Source organism: Acinetobacter sp. ANC 4204, from assembly GCF_002135205.1.
In the GTDB taxonomy this organism is placed as follows: Bacteria; Pseudomonadota; Gammaproteobacteria; order Pseudomonadales; family Moraxellaceae; genus Acinetobacter.
Genome location: NZ_NEFZ01000002.1, coordinates 1 through 17241 on the forward strand (window position 1 = coordinate 1; position 17241 = coordinate 17241).

18 protein-coding genes are annotated in these 17241 nt (G+C 39.9%); 10 read left to right on the forward strand and 8 right to left on the reverse strand.

The genetic code is table 11. The features are described 5' to 3' along the window. Positions 1 to 201 precede the first annotated feature (201 nt). Positions 202 to 1404 carry an outer membrane protein transport protein gene (locus tag B9T36_RS03900; protein ID WP_086208263.1) on the forward strand — a complete coding sequence of 401 codons (1203 nt, stop codon included), beginning with the start codon at positions 202 to 204 and terminating at the stop codon, positions 1402 to 1404. A 61-nt stretch (positions 1405 to 1465) separates the two neighbouring features. Here B9T36_RS03900 and carO read toward each other — a convergent pair whose 3' ends face one another. Then, positions 1466 to 2212 (reverse strand): ornithine uptake porin CarO, encoded by a 747-nt coding sequence (gene carO, locus B9T36_RS03905; RefSeq protein WP_086208870.1) that lies wholly within the window; start codon positions 2210 to 2212, stop codon positions 1466 to 1468. A 303-nt stretch (positions 2213 to 2515) separates the two neighbouring features. Here carO and dapD point away from each other — a divergent pair, with 303 nt between their 5' ends. From dapD to B9T36_RS03935, 6 genes are all read left to right on the forward strand, one after another. After that, positions 2516 to 3337 carry a 2,3,4,5-tetrahydropyridine-2,6-dicarboxylate N-succinyltransferase gene (gene dapD / locus B9T36_RS03910; protein ID WP_086208264.1) on the forward strand — a complete coding sequence of 274 codons (822 nt, stop codon included), beginning with the start codon at positions 2516 to 2518 and terminating at the stop codon, positions 3335 to 3337. Positions 3338 to 3436: 99 nt separating this feature from the next. Further along, positions 3437 to 4147 (forward strand): 7-carboxy-7-deazaguanine synthase QueE, encoded by a 711-nt coding sequence (gene queE, locus B9T36_RS03915; protein ID WP_086208265.1) that lies wholly within the window; start codon positions 3437 to 3439, stop codon positions 4145 to 4147. Positions 4148 to 4190: 43 nt separating this feature from the next. Next, positions 4191 to 4859 (forward strand): 7-cyano-7-deazaguanine synthase QueC, encoded by a 669-nt coding sequence (queC, locus tag B9T36_RS03920; RefSeq protein ID WP_086208266.1) that lies wholly within the window; start codon positions 4191 to 4193, stop codon positions 4857 to 4859. 16 nt (positions 4860 to 4875) lie between these two features. Continuing rightward, complete coding sequence (locus B9T36_RS03925) at positions 4876 to 5283, forward strand: hypothetical protein (protein ID WP_086208267.1); 408 nt, start codon at positions 4876 to 4878, stop codon at positions 5281 to 5283. A gap of 71 nt (positions 5284 to 5354) precedes the next feature. After that, entirely contained in the window at positions 5355 to 6047 is a 693-nt protein-coding gene (locus B9T36_RS03930) for a diphthine--ammonia ligase (RefSeq protein WP_086208871.1), read from the forward strand. Positions 6048 to 6056: 9 nt separating this feature from the next. Then, entirely contained in the window at positions 6057 to 6515 is a 459-nt protein-coding gene (locus B9T36_RS03935; protein WP_086208268.1) for a peroxiredoxin, read from the forward strand. A 74-nt stretch (positions 6516 to 6589) separates the two neighbouring features. Here B9T36_RS03935 and B9T36_RS03940 read toward each other — a convergent pair whose 3' ends face one another. Continuing rightward, on the reverse strand, positions 6590 to 7189 hold the full coding sequence (locus B9T36_RS03940) for a LysE/ArgO family amino acid transporter (protein ID WP_086208269.1): 600 nt from the start codon (positions 7187 to 7189) through the stop codon (positions 6590 to 6592). A gap of 119 nt (positions 7190 to 7308) precedes the next feature. On the opposite strand from B9T36_RS03940, the gene B9T36_RS03945 reads away from it, so the two are divergent. After that, positions 7309 to 8223, forward strand: a complete 915-nt coding sequence (locus B9T36_RS03945) for a LysR family transcriptional regulator ArgP (protein ID WP_086208270.1) — start codon at positions 7309 to 7311, stop codon at positions 8221 to 8223. Positions 8224 to 8233: 10 nt separating this feature from the next. On the opposite strand, the gene B9T36_RS03950 is transcribed toward B9T36_RS03945, so the two are convergent. Together B9T36_RS03950 and B9T36_RS03955 are read right to left on the reverse strand one after the other, a co-directional pair. Beyond that, complete coding sequence (locus B9T36_RS03950; protein ID WP_086208271.1) at positions 8234 to 8821, reverse strand: YceI family protein; 588 nt, start codon at positions 8819 to 8821, stop codon at positions 8234 to 8236. Between the two features lie 43 nt (positions 8822 to 8864). Continuing rightward, positions 8865 to 9434, reverse strand: coding sequence for a nicotinate-nicotinamide nucleotide adenylyltransferase (locus tag B9T36_RS03955; protein ID WP_086208272.1), 570 nt, complete (start codon positions 9432 to 9434; stop codon positions 8865 to 8867). 104 nt (positions 9435 to 9538) lie between these two features. Between B9T36_RS03955 and B9T36_RS03960 the strand changes: the two genes are divergently transcribed. Together B9T36_RS03960 and B9T36_RS03965 are read left to right on the forward strand one after the other, a co-directional pair. After that, positions 9539 to 10339 carry an enoyl-CoA hydratase-related protein gene (locus B9T36_RS03960; protein ID WP_086208273.1) on the forward strand — a complete coding sequence of 267 codons (801 nt, stop codon included), beginning with the start codon at positions 9539 to 9541 and terminating at the stop codon, positions 10337 to 10339. A gap of 104 nt (positions 10340 to 10443) precedes the next feature. Further along, a complete protein-coding gene (locus B9T36_RS03965) occupies positions 10444 to 11199 on the forward strand; it encodes a nitroreductase family protein (RefSeq protein WP_086208274.1) in 756 nt (251 codons plus the stop codon). A gap of 232 nt (positions 11200 to 11431) precedes the next feature. Here the strand turns inward: B9T36_RS03965 and B9T36_RS03970 are convergent, their stop codons facing one another. The 4 genes from B9T36_RS03970 to purL form a co-directional block, all read right to left on the reverse strand. Then, complete coding sequence (locus tag B9T36_RS03970; protein ID WP_086208275.1) at positions 11432 to 11746, reverse strand: NGG1p interacting factor NIF3; 315 nt, start codon at positions 11744 to 11746, stop codon at positions 11432 to 11434. Position 11747: 1 nt separating this feature from the next. Then, positions 11748 to 12440 carry a hypothetical protein gene (locus tag B9T36_RS03975; RefSeq protein WP_086208276.1) on the reverse strand — a complete coding sequence of 231 codons (693 nt, stop codon included), beginning with the start codon at positions 12438 to 12440 and terminating at the stop codon, positions 11748 to 11750. 236 nt (positions 12441 to 12676) lie between these two features. Continuing rightward, entirely contained in the window at positions 12677 to 12805 is a 129-nt protein-coding gene (locus tag B9T36_RS19310; protein ID WP_004693854.1) for a KGW motif small protein, read from the reverse strand. A 223-nt stretch (positions 12806 to 13028) separates the two neighbouring features. Then, positions 13029 to 16865 carry a phosphoribosylformylglycinamidine synthase gene (purL, locus tag B9T36_RS03980; protein WP_086208277.1) on the reverse strand — a complete coding sequence of 1279 codons (3837 nt, stop codon included), beginning with the start codon at positions 16863 to 16865 and terminating at the stop codon, positions 13029 to 13031. Between the last annotated feature and the right edge of the window lie 376 nt (positions 16866 to 17241).

Sequence of the window (17241 nt, forward strand, 5' to 3'; positions counted from 1 at the left end):
TTTGAAAGGAAACCATTGAAGGCACTATTTCTTCCTGATAAGAAGTGGAATAAACAAGAAGAACCTCAGTTGAGGTTCTTCTTGTGATATTTATGGGACAGCAGTGCTAACGAGCCTCTTTTTTTCCGCTAAACGCGTACATTTCAAGTAAATATAGTATATGATTTAATCGCTTGATAAAAAAACTAATGAGCTCAAACAATGAAAAAGAAACTATTGAGCTTCCCTTTACTCTGTTTATATTCCTCAAAATTATGCTTTGCTGCTGCTTTTGAACTGTCAGGTCAAACCATACAACCTTTTTTTGAACCTAAAAATTATGCTGAGTTTTCTCTTGCCTACATCCAGCCACAAGTTTCTGGCCAAGTTCAGCATAGTGAGGCATTACAACAATTTGGTGTAACTGACTTTTCAACAGGAAATTTTAGTAATAAACAAGTAATGATGGGGGCTGCATTAAAATTAGAACTCAACCCTCAAGTCAAATTTGCAATCATTTATGACCAACCTTTTGCTGTAGATATCGACTATCGTTACCGTCCAATCATCTATGGAGAAAAACATGAAATCGAAGCAGCCAGTATAAATTTTAAGAGCCATAACCTAACTACACTTTTAGGCTATCAAATCATGCCCAATTGGGATGTTTATGGAGGACTAAGCTATCAAAGTCTTGAAGGTTCTTTAAACATGAAAGGCAAAACATATTCTGTGTTTGATGGTTATGATGCCGATTTTAAAAAAGATGAGGGTCTGGGCTGGTTAACAGGTATAAGTTATCAGATGCCAGAGTATCATTTTAGAACATCTTTGACTTATCGCTCCCCCATCAAACATCAACTCAGCACAACCGAGTCTATCAAAATTGGTGTTAGCACACCCGATACAACACATATAAAAACGCCCCAATCAGTCAATTTTGATTTTATGACAGGGCTACCCTATCAGAATCTTTTGTACGGGAGTGTGAGATGGGTCAATTGGGAAGAATTCGTCATTCATCCCCCCAAATTTGAAGCTGTCATTGATTATGCTGCAATATTCTACCCTGAAGTAAAAGATATCAAACTGATTAGCTATAAAGAAGATCAATGGTCTACAAAACTCGGGCTTGCACATTTATGGAATGAGAAATGGATCAGTGCATTAGAGTTACTGTGGGACTCTGGTACCAATAACCCTGCATCTACGCTTAATCCAAGTGATGGCTATAAAGGAATTGGGCTTGCCGGCATGTACAAATTGCGACCTGAATTGAATATTGCAATGGGTCTTTATTATTTTCATTTCGATACCCCAAAAGCGCCCAATGATTCAAATCCATTTGAAAGTATAACAGGGCTTTCAGCACTCAATGATAATGATGCATGGGCCTTTGGTATTCGTTTTGCCCATCATTTTTAAAATGAGACAAAATAACTAGACATAAAAAAACGAGCCTTGGCTCGTTTTTTTATGTCTTGAATTACCAGTGGTAACTGACACCCAATTTTGCAACTGGAAGCCATTTATATTTATCATCATTGGCAATCTTGCGTGCTTCATTATCTGCAGCTGTTTGACCTGAAGTCGAACCACCCACTTCAACCAAACCAGTCGAGTTCAAATCCACAGATGGATTACCAGTGTAGTAAGCACCAACTTCACCAAATACACCCCAGTTTTGATTAATCTTAGGAGCTAAACCAAAACCTAGATATGGAGCAATATCATTTTTATATGATAAAGAACCATCTACAGAACCACTACCTGATGGCGCATAAAAATTCTGACCATCAATCTTAATTGTATCGTTTGAGTTGTTCAGACGTTTGGTTAAGGCATAATCATTATCAATATAACCTACACCAGCAGCAACATATACGCCTTGAGCCCATCGGTTTGTACTTGCACCCCACGGACGAATTTCAGCATTTAAATATGCAAGGCTGTTATCCATATCCATGTCGTATTTTGTGCCGTCGATAGACAAATCATCAGACCATGAAATATCACCACCGTTATAACCTAAAGCTAAACCCACGTATGGGTTTGCTGTCCACAATAAAGCACCGCCGTAGCCTGTTGTACCCACTTCAGCACGGACGCCTGTAGGAATGAGTTTATTTTGGTCAAAAGCATAGCCATCTTTTACGACAGCATCATCAGCAAAAGCTGTACCTGCAACCGCTGACATTGCAGTTGCGATTGCAATTAAACGTAATGATTTCATGTTTTTCTCCTCTAAAAAATAAAGATTTTTTACATCATTTACCATTTTTTGATGAGCCCATCTTAAAACAGCCCCAGACTGTTTTTTATTCGAGATTTGCTCAGTTTTTGTTATTTTTTGATACATTTTAAGCTTTATTGTTGTTGTAAATAACATTTATTTACTTAATTTTTCAAACCCAACTAGCTTAAGTGCCTTATTCCCAATCATTCATTATTATTTCCGATCCTATGCTGTTTTTTCATCTATTCTCCGCACAATTTAGTGTAAAATCAGGAAAATTTTTTTTCTGGAAGGAAGATCATGTCTCAGCTTTCAACAATTATTGAACAAGCGTTTGAAGACCGTGCGAATTTTACAGCAGCGGACTGTTCTGCTGAAGTTCGTGCAGCAGTTGAAGAAGTCATTGCTGGTTTAGATAACGGGACATTACGTGTTGCTGAAAAAATTGATGGCGAGTGGGTTGTTCATCAATGGGTGAAAAAAGCCGTGCTTTTATCATTCAAACTAAATGACAACAAACCAATTGAGTCATGTGACCTTCAATTCTACGACAAAGTAGATACTAAATTTACAGGTTGGACTGAAGAACAATTTAAAACAGCAGGCGTTCGTGTTGTTCCGCCAGCAGTTGCGCGTAAAGGTTCTTTCCAAGCGAAAAACGTAGTGTTAATGCCTTCTTATGTGAACATTGGTGCTTATGTAGATGAAGGTACAATGGTTGACACATGGGCAACTGTTGGTTCATGTGCTCAAATTGGTAAAAACGTTCACTTATCTGGTGGTGTAGGTATTGGTGGTGTTCTTGAGCCACTTCAAGCGAACCCAACAATTATTGAAGACAACTGCTTCATCGGCGCACGTTCTGAAATTGTAGAAGGTGTGATTGTAGAAGAAGGTTCTGTGATTTCTATGGGCGTATTCATTGGTCAATCGACTAAGATTTATGACCGTGCAACTGGCGAAATTCACTACGGCCGTGTACCAGCAGGTTCTGTTGTCGTTGCAGGTAGCTTACCTTCTAAGTGCGGTACTTACAGTCTATATGCTGCAATCATCGTGAAAAAAGTAGATGCGCAAACGCGTTCTAAAACGAGCTTGAACGATTTATTACGCGACGAATAAACTTTTATTCATCTTGTTGCGGAGCTAAAGTTCCTCATCTCTACGGTTAAGACTAGCCGTAGAGATTTTTGTTTTTCTAACCTGTGGTTTAATTTTGCTATGAATACGCTTCGATCTTCTGCTATCCCTGTTTCTGACCCTTCTGCGGGTCTACGTATCACGGAGATCTTTTATTCTTTGCAAGGCGAAGCCAATACCTCTGGACTTCCAACAGTTTTTATTCGTTTAACAGGTTGCCCGCTTCGTTGTACCTATTGTGATACCACTTATTCATTTGAAGGTGGTGAGCGCCAATCTTTAGATCAGATTATTCAAACCACGCTTGGTTTTAAAACCCCTTATGTCTGCGTGACAGGTGGTGAACCCCTTGCACAGCCCAATGCCTTGCCTCTAATGCAACGTCTTGCAGATCTTGGCTGTGAAGTTTCTTTAGAGACCAGTGGTGCTTTAGATGTGTCTAAGGTTGACCCACGTGTTTCAAAAGTATTAGATTTAAAAACCCCAACTTCAGGTGAAGTTGCACGAAATTTGCTTTCGAATCTGGACCATCTAACCCAACACGACCAAATCAAGTTTGTGATTTGTAACCGTGAGGATTATGAATGGTCAAAACAGCAAGTTGAAGACTATAAACTCAATGAAAAAGTCAGCACAGTATGGTTCTCTCCTGCTTTTGCAGTTGAGAAAGGTGCTGCTCGTTTACCTCAACTTGCGCGTGACTTAGCGCAATGGATATTAGAAGACCATCTCCCTGTTTGCTTCCAACTCCAACTCCACAAGTTGCTTTGGAATGACGAAACTGGTCGTTAATGCATTGCCTATTCATCTTTAATTTATATTTGGAGAAATTTGTATGCGCCCTCGTGCCATAGTTTTGTTATCTGGCGGTTTAGACTCAACAACTTGTTTAGCATGGGCGCAAGCACAGTATGACTGTACAGCGCTCAGCTTTATGTATGGTCAACGCTCAACTACCGAGCTGGACGCTGCACGTGAACTGACGAAAAAAGCAGGTGTAGAACATCGTGTTATTAATATCGACTTAGGTAATTTAGGCGGTTCTGCGTTAACAGACCATAGCATTGATGTTCCAGATCATGAACAAGTCGGTATTCCTGTAACTTATGTTCCAGCACGTAACACAATTTTCTTGTCTTATGCATTAGCAGCAGCAGAAGTTTTAGATGCTGAAGCCATTGTGATTGGTATTAATGCTGTTGATTATTCAGGGTATCCAGACTGTCGCCCTGAATTTATTGAGGCATTTGCCAATATGGCTCGCCTTGCAACCAAGGTTGGCGTTGAAGGAAAACCTCTTAAATTTGAAACACCTCTGTTACATTTATCCAAAGCAAATATCATTCGCTTAGGTATAGAACATGGCGTAGACTATAGTCAAACGGTGTCTTGCTACCAAGCAGATGACCAAGGACGTGCATGTGGGAAATGCGACAGTTGCCGTCTTCGTAAAGAAGGTTTTGCAGATGCTGGCGTAGAAGATCCGACACGTTATATACCGTAATAACAAGGTACAGTTTATGAAAAATTTAAAATCAAACATTTTGCTTTCTACATTGGTGTCTGCAGCTGCATTGTTCGCAACAGCTTCACATGCTGCTGAATCGAACAAACTACAAGAAGCGTATAAAAGCACCAATGTAAAATCTGCATTGATCAATGTTTGTAAAGAAGAAACTGGGAAAAGCAAAAAGCTTAGCGCAGCGGAAGTAAGCAAATACTGTACTTGTGCAGTTGAAGCAGATGGTAAATTGACCAATGCACAAAAATGGGAAATCCAAAGTGCAATTAATCAAAAGAAAAGCCCATCTACTTTAGCTTTTGTACAAAAACAAAATAAAGACCTTCAAACATGTTTCGGTCCACAGTTAACAGGCAAATTAAAGTCTTTAACTGAAGAAGCAATGAAAGCTGCTCCGAAAAAATAATTCACAATATGTGAATGAAGCCTGCTCTATGCAGGCTTTTTTATATGCTTCAAAAGATAGAATATTTAAATATGCTTGTTGAATGGAATACAAACGTACAAGACCGCAAATTTGTTGCTTCTTACAGTGGTGGTAAAGACAGTAGTCTGGCTTTATACAAAGCCATACAAATGGGTGAAGCTATTGCATTGATTGTCATGTTAGAAGAGCAAGGCCAAAAGTCACGCTCACACGGGATGTCACTCGATATTATTCATGCGCAGGCAAAAGCAATTGGGCTTCCCATCTACAGTGCCTCTGCAACGTGGCAAGACTATGAGAACCAGTTCATTCAACTGCTACAAAAAGCTCAAAGTTTAGGTGCAGAAACCTTAGTCACAGGTGATATTGATTTAATGGCACATGCCGAATGGAATCAATCCGTTTGCGATAAAACTGAGCTCAGTTTATGTATGCCACTGTGGCAACGCCCACGTTTAGACATTGTGCATGAGTTTATTCGACTCGGTTTTCAAAGTATCATCGTTACAGTCAACTTAAATTTAGGGATGAAAATTGAGGATTTAGGTCAAGCGCTTAGCCTTAAATATATTGATGCATTGGTTGCAAGAGGCATTGACCCTTGCGGCGAAGCGGGTGAATTCCACACCACGGTGATTGATGGCCCAATTTTCAAACATCCACTTTCAGTCGTTAAAGGTGATATTCTGTATCACGAAAATTATGCCTTTTTACCACTTGAATTAGAACAGCGCGACATTTAAGGATAGAACATGACTGATACGATCCAACTTCCAAATCAGAACTTTCCAGCGACAACAGGCAACGTAAACTTAACTGAAGTACCGACTGAATGGCTGATTGTGTATTTTTACCCGAAAGATTCAACACCTGGTTGCACAACTCAAGCCGTTGGTTTTTCATGTTTAAAAGATCAGTTTGATGCCCTGCAAACCACAATTATTGGTATTTCACGTGACTCGGTTAAAGCGCATCAGAATTTTACAGAAAAGCAGGCTTTAACCATTAATTTAATTAGCGACAAAGAAGAAGTGCTGTGTAAACACTTTGATGTGATTAAAGAAAAAAATATGTATGGTAAAAAAGTGATGGGCATTGAGCGCTCAACGTTTATTTTTCATAACGGCAAACTGGTGAAAGAATATCGTAAGGTGAAAGCCGCGGGGCATGCGGAACAAGTTTTAGAAGACTTAAAAGCATTACAAGCTTAATTCACATCAGCCCGCAGATGCGGGCTTTGTTCTGTGTGATTTTTTTATTTCATAGATTTTATTGTACATGCTTTTTATTTCACAAGCAGTGAAATAGCGATCCCCCACATCACCAGTGCAATGATCGCATCGAGGACATTCCACGCTTTCGGATTTGAAAAAATGGGAGTAAGCATACGAGCACCATAGCCCAAAGCAAAAAAGAATAACCAAGACGCACACACTGCCCCTAGGGCAAAGTACGCAGGTTGCTCAAACTGTGTTGAAATTGAACCCAGTAAAATAACTGTATCTAAGTACACATGCGGATTAAGCCAAGTCAGCGCTAAACACAGCAAAATAATATTTAACAGCTGATGCTTTTCAATGGCACTTGCTTCCAAGCCCTGCTGTGATTTGAAGGCCCGTAGTAAATGTTGAAATCCATAACAAAATAAAAAAAGAGCCCCTGCCCATTTGGCAAACTGAATAATTTCAGGATAGTGCTGAAGCACTTTTGAAAAGCCAGATACACCCAATACAATTAAAATCGAATCTGATAATGCACAAACAAAACATACCCAAAAAACAAACTGCTTTTTGAGGCCTTGTTTCAGCACAAATGCATTTTGCGCACCAATAGCAATAATAAGACTCATCCCGACTGCAAGCCCTTGCATATATGTACTTAACATTTTGACTTTTCAACTTAATTGATAATGTCAGGATTATCTTTCATTTTTGATTAAATTAAGTATTATTTAGAAAATATCAATATAACTAAAATATTTTTAGTTTTAAGTGAGTCTCGATTATGCTCAATCATAAACAGTGTGATGCATTTTTAGCAGTAGCAGAAACAGGAAGTTTTGACCTTGCTGCCGAACACTTATGCATTACCGCTTCTGCCGTCACTTTACGTGTACAAAGCCTAGAAAAAAGTTTGGGACATTTATTGATTGTACGAGAAAGACCCTGCCGTCCCACCCAAGCTGGACAATCGCTGTTACATTACTTGCAGCATAGTCGTCTGCTAGAGCAAAGCTTCATTCAGAACCTTACTGGTCATATAAACACCTCTGCTTTTTATCAGATCAACATTGCAACCAATGCCGACTCTTTAGCCACATGGCTTTTACCCGTGTTACAGCCAACATTGATTGATGAAAAGATTGTGGTACATTTTCAGGTCGATGACCAATCACAAACTCACCATTTACTTGAAGCTGGTTTAGTGAATGCCTGCGTGACGGATGAATCTCAAGCCATGAAAGGCTGCGTAGCCGAATATCTTGGGGATATGAACTACCGTTTTGTTGCAACACCTACTTTTACACATCAATGGTTTGACCAAGGTGTAAACCGAGAATCATTACGTGCTGCTCCTGCCCTAATCTTTAATGCAAAAGATGTGCTGCATACGGCCTATATCCAACAAAAATTCGGACTTAATCCAACTCAATATCCGCATCACTTTATTCCATCTTCCAGTGCATTTTTCGATGCGATTACCTTAGGGCTCGGCTATGGCTGGTTACCCTACTATCAAGCCAAGTCTTGTTTGGAAGCAGGCTCATTGATTGAAGTGGATCCTCAGCTCAATATTGATCAACCTTTGTATTGGCACCATTGGAAACAGCAGTCGGTGCAATTAAATGTGCTGACAGATATCTTGGTGAAAAAAGCACACGCAGAGATGAATGAGCAAAAAGTTAACTCAGAATTCTAAGCCACGCAAGCTATTGCACTTTCCACTGGCCTGACAGTTGAATATTCACTTTTTCACCTACACCACCAATCGCTTTTTTCATACCGAAATCACTGCGGTTAATCATGGCTGATGATTGAACGTCCAACAAATTAGCAGTATTTGCACTCGGTTTTAGCGTGGTACTAAATGTGACAGGTTTGGTGATGCCGCGAAGTGTTAAATTCCCAGCAATATTATATTTTCCCCCACCCAAATCTTTAAAACTGGTGCTTTTGAACGTGGCTGTTTTGTATTTGGATGCATAAAACAAATCTTCACCCAAAATCATATTTTTCAATGAAGGCTTGCTCAAGCTTAGGCTATTTACATCCATAACAAAATTTGTCGAAGCATGCTGTGGTGCTTTGGCATCAAACTGCATGCTGGATTGCACACGATTGAACTTGGCTTTTACTACAGTCACACCTAAGGATTTAATTTCAAAGCCTACATTGCTTTGTGGTGTCAACGTCCAAGCTTGAGCTTGCGCGTGTGTACTACAGGCAAATATAACACCTGCAATCATCAAGGTATTTTTAATGACAGTATTAGATATCGTCTGTTGTTTTCTATCCATTGCAGTTGGTCCTCGTTGAAATATTTTTATTCGACTGAGAACCTTAGTCTAAATTGGATGTGTCCTGAGTTAAAAATTTGTGTTGCAACTGTTTATAAATTTCACTTTGTTGGAATTTATGTAAAAAATCACTCGTCCCTAAAGGAAACGCTTGTTCTAAAATTTCCCCACGATAGTAAGCTTCACGAACAGGTGTAGCAGACATCGCATCTTGCAGGCTATCGAGCTCTACCATTTCCCACTCTGGAAAAAGCTGTAAATAATATGATGAATCGTCTTTAAAATGGCCAATGAGTCCAACTTTAGCATCAGGTGTGACTACATGATTCACTAATTTTTTTACCAGTTGCACCCATTTAATATCATTATAAACGTCAATTACATGTACAAAGTGAATCCGTTTTTGATGCGCTTCTGAAAAGTTAGATAAAATCATTTCTTCACGTTCAGCTGCTAAGAATGGATTTTTCGTATTTCGTTCATTTTGTGCAGAACCTAAAGCCAAAATGACATTTTCACTTTGCTCCAAAGCAATCTTGATGGTTTGCATATGTGCCAAGTGAAATGGCTGGAAACGACCAATGAATACGAGATAATCAAATGTGTATGGCATAAATCTTTTACTTTTTTATGAACTGGTCAGTTATGTCGATCATAAAATTATGCGACATAATGAACCCATAAAATTAAATCAGACTTTCAAGCAAGGATAGTACGATGACACTGAGCTGTATTCAACAACCTCATCAACATTTGAATGCAAAATTAGATAATGGTGTACTGACATTAGCCATTAATCGTCCTGAAGCAAAAAATGCATTGTATAGCGAACTTTATTTGTGGATTGCAAAAGCTTTAGATGAAGCAGATCAGGACAATAGCGTTCGTACCGTGATTCTACGTGGTGAAGATGCAGACTTTACCGCAGGCAACGACATGCAAGACTTTATGAAATCTGCGGCTCAAAAAGGCCAAGCACCAGCATCTGAAGGCCCTCCATTTATTTTACTCAAATCTGCAGCGAAGTTTTCTAAACCATTGATTGCTGCTGTACGTGGCGTGGCGATTGGTATTGGGGTAACGATCTTATTACATTGTGACTTGGTGTATAGCGACAACACTGCCCTATTCCAAATTCCATTTGTCAGCCTTGGCTTATCACCTGAAGGTGCTTCAAGCAAATTATTGGTTGAACAAGCGGGCTACCACAAAGCAGCAGAATTACTGCTGACCGCTCAGAAGTTTGACAGTGCAACTGCAGTTGCTGCAAATATTGTGAACAGTATTGAAGATGATGTATATGCAGTAGCCGCTAAAAAAGCAGCACAATTGTCTGCTTTACCTTTAGCATCCTTGGTTAAGTCTAAAGGCCTGATGAAACATAATGTGAATGAAATTGTAGCTTGGATTGATCATGAAGCTGAGATTTTCATGGATCGCGTTGGTTCGCCTGAAATGATGGAAGCTGTAGCAGCATTTATGCAAAAACGTAAACCTGATTTTTCCCAGTTCAATTAAGGCTTTATAGCTTGACTGACAAAACCACTACGTTTATTAAAACGCAGTGGTTTTTTTACTTTTAGTCCCAACATATTTTAAAACCCAATCTGGAAATACTTCTTATGTCAAACACTACAGAAAAAAAACGCTATTTTGAGCCCGCGCCACAAGACATTGATGTTGAGAATTTTAAAAAAGTCATTCAAAGTCGCCGTTCTGTTCGTAAATTTACGGATAAGACCATTCCAGCCGAAGTGCTTGATGACTGTTTAGATTTGGCACTACTTGCACCAAATTCATCCAACTTACAGCCTTGGACTTTTTATGTGGTGCAAAATCCAACGAAAAAGAAACTATTGGTTAAAGCTTGCCTAAATCAGCTTGCAGCAAAAACAGCGTCAGAACTGATCGTGTGTGTCGCACGTACTGACCGTAATGATGAAATGGCAAAACGTAACATTACAGAGTTCCCTTTCCCTGAAGCCCCTGCAAGTGTACTCAAATATTACAAGTTTATTCCTTATAACTATAAAACAGGTTACTTAAATGCGTTAGGTAACTTTAAGAAAGTTGCTTTCAAAATCGCACGTAGCTTAGACAAACAACTACCCGTAACCACATTTAACCAAGCAGATACAAAACTTTGGGCAAGTAAAACCACAGCTTTGGCTTGTGAAAACCTTGTCCTAGCTTTACGTGCCTATGGTTTTGATAGTTGTATGATGGAAGGTTTTGATGAGCCTTTGGTTCGTAAAATTTTGAATCTAAACGAGCAGCAATATCCTGTGATGGTGATTGGTGCAGGTGAGCGTGCGACCGACGGGGTGTTTTTCCCGCAGTATCGTTTTGATCGTGAGTTATTTATTCAGAAGGTTTAAGATTAGTTTTCTCAATGGAATCTTTTCATTAAAGTTTTAATTTCAGGATTAACCTTCGGTTCGACCTACTTTTCTTTCGGGAAAAGTAGACAAAACCATTGTCATTCGCAAAACTCGTTCTATTCCGTCGTTTATCAATTTAGTCGCAGAAACTTTATCTGATAAATTAAGTCCTGCCTCAAACAGTTGCGAATGCCGTTAACGTGTATCAAATATATTTTTAGGTTCATCATTAAAGTACATCGACCATCTGAATAAACTCAAAAGCGGGTTCTTCATAGGGATGACTAAATTTTAAAGCCTTTGCCACAGCAGATGCCTTTTCCTCTGGAACAATGGTTTCCACCCGCCACTCTGGAATTTTCTCCAAAGCATCCAACTCACCTATAAACGGATTTGCGCCTTTTACAGGTTTAAACTGGCCTGTACCTAGAACCTGCCAAGCACAGTGTTCATAGTTTCCTATGCCACCTGCCCCTGCTTCAAAAATCGCAAGTTTTGTGGTTTCAAGGTGAGATTCAGGAACATAGTAGATGAGTTTGAGCATTTCAGTTTACTAACTTATCAAGTTTAAGTTTTATAGCATAAAGTTTTGCATAAGCATGTATTCCATCAACTAAATCTCCTTTTGCAACATGACTATCTTGATATTGATTATTATATTTCATAAATTGAACCACTTTTTCATCATTTAGAGATACAAATAGCGATGTTGGAGAATCTAGCTCATCAAAACTATTTTCAGTTGTTTTAGCACGTTGATGTATTACTTTTAACTTTCCATACTGACAAATTAATAAAACATGTAACACATGTTCAATTTCACATCTAAGTTCATTTACTATTTCAAGACTTTTTATTTGATCAAAAATATTAAGAAAACTCACTATCCTAGGATCAATTTTATTCAAAGTCTTTTGAGAGCCTTGTAAAACCTGAGGGAGCATTAATCTAAATAATTCTGTCTTAGCCTTGTCTAATTCTTCAATTTTTCTTTCAGCTTCCAATCGTAACTCTTTTAATTTAACGCTATTTCCTGCAATCGAAAATTCCTGAACTTCTGAAGCAAAAGCTATAATTAGTCCAATCACTGAAAAACCAAGTACTAAAGCTACAAATTCTGAACCAGTTATTTTTTTTTCGAAAAAGATCAAAAGCCATAAACCACAGACTATTCCGACCAAACCAACAAGAATTCCAAAAATAGTATTAACCTTTGATTTACTCTTTTTATCTTTCAATTTTTATCTCATAAAGTTTTATAGCCAAACCATGATATCAAAAGAAAAAAAATAATTAATAATATTTGATCACATAACTAGCGACATAGATGTCACCCGTCAGACTGTCAAGCAAAACCGCTCCATCAGCCTGACTAAGTATTTCTATTCCCTTACAGAAATAGATTCTTTATGTTTCAAAAGTAATATCCTTCTATTAAAAAAACCGCCTCACGGCGGTTTCTTCATTCTCTAAATTACATCTGCAACGCATAACCCAAAATCAAAAAGATCAATTGCAAGCTCAAAATCACAGCAAACAACTTCCATCCTTTTTTACGCAACGCAGACTTATCGACTGCTTCGTATGTAACTGTTTTAATCATGTCATCACCTCATACATGAGTGTTGATACTGAAATTGTTTAGTAATCCATCTTTCTTCTATTTTGCATGATATTTGTGCATTTATTACACAATATCACTTTCACACAAATATAAAAGCAAAATCTAAACCAACATCAGCGGGAGAAATAAAAAATTAAAAAACAAAAAAGATGATTCAATAAAAAAGCCACCCGAAGGTGGCTTTTAAAACACTGACTTCAGATTAACCAATGAACTTACGTGCATTGCGGAACATACGTAACCATGCACCGTCTTCAGTCCACTCTTCAGGTTTCCATGAATGCTGTACAGCACGGAAGTTACGTTCAGGGTGTGGCATCATAATCGTTGCACGACCATCTTTCGATGTGACACCTGAAATCGCTTCTGGTGAACCATTCGGGTTCATTGGATAGTGCTGAGTTGGATTCCCTTGACTATCAACATAACGCAAGATCACTTGATGACCTGCATTTAATGCAGCCAAGTTATCCGCGCTTGTCACCACACGACCTTCACCATGTGCCACAGCGATCGGTAGGATTGAACCTTCCATACCTTCTAACAATACAGAGTTCGATTTTTCAACACGAACGTTAACTGCACGTGCTTCAAACATCTCAGAAGTGTTGCGGTGGAAACGCGGCCAAGCTTCAGCACCCGGAATCAGTGGCGCCAATTGCGACAACATTTGACAGCCGTTACAAATACCAAGAGAGAACGTTTCGTCACGGTTGAAGAATTTTTCAAATTGGTCGCGAAGTTTCGGGTTGAACAAAACTGATTTCGCCCAGCCACCACCAGCACCCATAACGTCACCGTAAGAGAAACCACCACATGCCACAAGACCTTCAAAGTCATCTAGGCTGATACGACCTGCAAGTAAGTCGCTCATGTGCACATCTACAGTGTTAAAACCAACTTTGTCGAATGCCGCAGCCATTTCAACATGACCATTTACGCCTTGTTCACGTAAGATCACCATGTTTGGACGACGTTCGTTGATGTATGGTGCTTCAATTGGCTCATTCAAATCAAATGTAGGTTTTGCAATAATACCTGCATGTGATTTGTCCGTGATCAATGCAAATTCTTGATCCGCCGTTTCCACGTTATCACGTAGACGTTGAATCTGATGTGACACTTCAGTCCACGCCACTTGCAAGTCTGCACGTTCAAGCACTAAGCCATTTACAGTCAACTGATCGGTATTGTTTACCGTACCAATCACCGCAATTGCATCACGTAATATAGATGCCGAAACTTCGTCTGCAAGTGTTGCCCAATCAGATGCGCTGATTTGAAGCACTGCACCAATTTCTTCTGCAAATAGACTTTCAGTTGATTGATCTTCTAAAGCCACACCGAGACGTGCTGCAAACATCATTTCCGCAACAGTTGCAAGCAAACCACCATCACCGATGTCGTGGTAAGCCTTAATTAAGCCACGGTTGTTCCAATCTTGAACCAATGCAAAGAAAGCTTTGAAGTCATCAAAACTATCCACATCAGGTGTCACTGAACCAATCGCTTTATAAACCTGAGCAAGGATCGAACCACCTAGACGGAACTGACCTTTAGAAAGATCAATACGAACCAGTACTGATTCTTCGTCTTTCAATTCAGGCGTTAAGGTTTTACGTACATCAGTTACAGGTGCAAAGGCTGTGATTACACCTGACATCGGTGAAGTCACCGATTTGTCTTCGCCTTCATCATTCCAAGTGGTACGCATTGACAATGAGTCTTTACCCACTGGAATTGCAATACCAAGTGCAGGACACATTTCCATACCGATGGCTTTTACACCTTCGAATAAAGCTTGGTCTTCACCTTTTTGCCCAGCCGCCGCCATCCAGTTTGCAGACAATTTAATGTCACTGATCTGGTCGATTTTTGCAGACATAATATTTGAGATCGACTCTGCAACTGATAAACGCGCAGATGCCGCAGGATTTAACAACGCAACGGGGGGACGTTCGCCCATCGCCATTGCTTCACCTGTGTAACCTTGTAAGCTTGTTGTCGTCACTGCTGCATCTGCAACAGGAACCTGCCAACGGCCTACGAACTGATCACGTGCAACCATACCTGTAATTGAACGGTCACCAATGGTGATCAAAAATGATTTCGATGCAACCGTTGGGTTTTTAAGTACACGGTAAATCGCATCTTTCAAATCTGTAACTTTAGATGCATCAAAGTCATCGCCTTGACGTTCAATCGTTTCATACGAACGGCTCATACGAGGTGTGCCACCTAGCATGACTTGCATTGGCATATCCACGGCTTTATTGTCAAACAATGGATCGTTCACCGTCAATTGACGCGCTTCAGTTGCTTCACCTAAAACAGCAAACGGACAACGTTCACGCGCACATAATGATTCAAATAGTTCTAAAGAACTTGGACGAATCGCCAACACATAACGCTCTTGCGCTTCGTTTGACCAGATCTCCATTGGAGACATGCCCGGCTCAAGCGATGGAATCTTACGCAAATCAAGAATCGCGCCCAGTTCGTGGTCATTCACCAGTTCAGGCATTGCATTTGAAACACCACCTGCACCCACGTCATGCACAGACACGATTGGGTTGAAGTCTTCCATACGCCAGCATGCATCAATCACTTCTTGGCAACGACGTTCCATTTCAGGGTTTTCACGTTGTACAGAAGCGAAGTCTAGGTTTTCACCGAGTTTACCGCTGTCCACAGAAGATGCCGCACCGCCACCAAGGCCGATCAGCATTGCAGGGCCACCAAGAACAATCAGTAAATCGCCTGGTTGAATCGCATCTTTTTCCACGTGGTCTGGACGGATGTTACCGTAACCACCAGCAATCATAATTGGCTTATGGAAGCCTTTCACATCGCCATTCACGTTTTGCTCAAAAGTACGGAAGTAACCGTTTAACGCAGGACGACCAAACTCGTTGTTGAATGCAGCACCGCCCAAAGGCCCCTCAATCATGATTTGAAGTGGCGATGCCATACGAGATGGTTTACCGTAGTTTTCTTCCCAAGGCTGTTCAAAGCCCGGAATATTTAAGTTTGAAACCGTAAAGCCTGTTAAACCTGCTTTTGGTTTACCACCACGACCTGTTGCGCCTTCATCACGGATTTCACCGCCTGAACCGGTCGCAGCGCCCGCAAATGGCGCAATCGCTGTTGGGTGGTTATGCGTTTCCACTTTCATGAGGATGTGAGCGGCTTGGCTCTTATACTTATAAACGTGGTGACCAGTCGCTTCATCTTTCTTCGGATAGAAACGCTGAGTATCAAAACCAACAATCACTGAAGCATTGTCTTTATATGCTGACAATACATCTGTTGGTGATTCTTTATAGGTGTTTTTAATCATTTGGAACAATGACAATGGCTGTTTTTCACCATCAATTGTCCATTCAGAACCAAAGATTTTATGACGACAGTGCTCTGAGTTTGCCTGAGCAAACATCATCAGTTCGATATCGTGTGGATTACGACCGAGCTTGTTAAAAGCAGCAACTAAATAATCAATTTCTTCATCAGAGAGTGCAAAACCAAACTCAGAGTTCGCTTTTACTAAAGCATCTTTGCCCTGACCTAAAATGTCGATTGCATTTAAAGGCTTTGGAGCCGTTTCAGAGAACAATGCAGCAGCGTCTTCAATTTGATTGAACACACTTTCAGTCATACGGTCATGTAAAACTTGTTTTACTGCATCCGATACTTCAGAAATACCTTTTAAAGTAAACAAAACACCGCGTTCTAAGCGGTGTATCGGGGTATTACAGTTAGCAAAAATATCCGTTGCCTTTGATGACCACGGCGAGATTGTACCTACACGTGGCGTCACAAGGACTTGAACTTCATCACTTGTCGCTTCGCGAACTTGGAAGGTTGCGCCATCATTTAATAGCTGCAAAGCAGATTGCTGTTGTTGCTCGTCGAGCGCTTGGTCGAAAAGGTAAACCCATTGGCTTTCTATTGATTGAACAGAACTGATAGACGATAGACGTGTTAAAAGTTGTGTTTGCTTAAAAGAAGAGTGTGCAGGTGCACCGGCAACGATAAACATGCTGTTTTTGGCTCCACGGGCAGGTCTAGACAACCTACCTCAATGTGACTTGAAGAGAGCGCATATTCTACTGTGTATTGCCAAAATCAGCTAGTCGTCTACGACTTAAAAAAGTGAGATTTCTTTGTTTTAAAAGATCAATTTACTTTGACTTTAAAAATCAAACATGATTAGTAACAAATGTTTTAAGGGATAAATTTCAAAGATGCCCGACTTTTGGGCTTTTGTTGGGTTCTAAAAACCATTTTCAATTGATACTCAGGCTACAAATAAAGAAGTTGATAGCCTCCTTGAGAACAAACAAGACTGCTTTAAGATGTTCTATTGATGAAAACTTCATACTGCGTAAATTAAAAGACAACTTATGTCGCAGCCC

Bases quoted from the DNA above. Each gene is read 5' to 3' on its own strand.
- B9T36_RS03900 (WP_086208263.1), top strand. From the start codon at position 202: ATGAAAAAGAAACTATTGAGCTTCCCTTTACTCTGTTTATATTCCTCA.
- carO (WP_086208870.1), bottom strand. From the start codon at position 2,212: ATGAAATCATTACGTTTAATTGCAATCGCAACTGCAATGTCAGCGGTT.
- dapD (WP_086208264.1), top strand. From the start codon at position 2,516: ATGTCTCAGCTTTCAACAATTATTGAACAAGCGTTTGAAGACCGTGCG.
- queE (WP_086208265.1), top strand. From the start codon at position 3,437: ATGAATACGCTTCGATCTTCTGCTATCCCTGTTTCTGACCCTTCTGCG.
- queC (WP_086208266.1), top strand. From the start codon at position 4,191: ATGCGCCCTCGTGCCATAGTTTTGTTATCTGGCGGTTTAGACTCAACA.
- B9T36_RS03925 (WP_086208267.1), top strand. From the start codon at position 4,876: ATGAAAAATTTAAAATCAAACATTTTGCTTTCTACATTGGTGTCTGCA.
- B9T36_RS03930 (WP_086208871.1), top strand. From the start codon at position 5,355: ATGCTTGTTGAATGGAATACAAACGTACAAGACCGCAAATTTGTTGCT.
- B9T36_RS03935 (WP_086208268.1), top strand. From the start codon at position 6,057: ATGACTGATACGATCCAACTTCCAAATCAGAACTTTCCAGCGACAACA.
- B9T36_RS03940 (WP_086208269.1), bottom strand. From the start codon at position 7,189: ATGTTAAGTACATATATGCAAGGGCTTGCAGTCGGGATGAGTCTTATT.
- B9T36_RS03945 (WP_086208270.1), top strand. From the start codon at position 7,309: ATGCTCAATCATAAACAGTGTGATGCATTTTTAGCAGTAGCAGAAACA.
- B9T36_RS03950 (WP_086208271.1), bottom strand. From the start codon at position 8,821: ATGGATAGAAAACAACAGACGATATCTAATACTGTCATTAAAAATACC.
- B9T36_RS03955 (WP_086208272.1), bottom strand. From the start codon at position 9,434: ATGCCATACACATTTGATTATCTCGTATTCATTGGTCGTTTCCAGCCA.
- B9T36_RS03960 (WP_086208273.1), top strand. From the start codon at position 9,539: ATGACACTGAGCTGTATTCAACAACCTCATCAACATTTGAATGCAAAA.
- B9T36_RS03965 (WP_086208274.1), top strand. From the start codon at position 10,444: ATGTCAAACACTACAGAAAAAAAACGCTATTTTGAGCCCGCGCCACAA.
- B9T36_RS03970 (WP_086208275.1), bottom strand. From the start codon at position 11,746: ATGCTCAAACTCATCTACTATGTTCCTGAATCTCACCTTGAAACCACA.
- B9T36_RS19310 (WP_004693854.1), bottom strand. From the start codon at position 12,805: ATGATTAAAACAGTTACATACGAAGCAGTCGATAAGTCTGCGTTGCGT.
- purL (WP_086208277.1), bottom strand. From the start codon at position 16,865: ATGTTTATCGTTGCCGGTGCACCTGCACACTCTTCTTTTAAGCAAACA.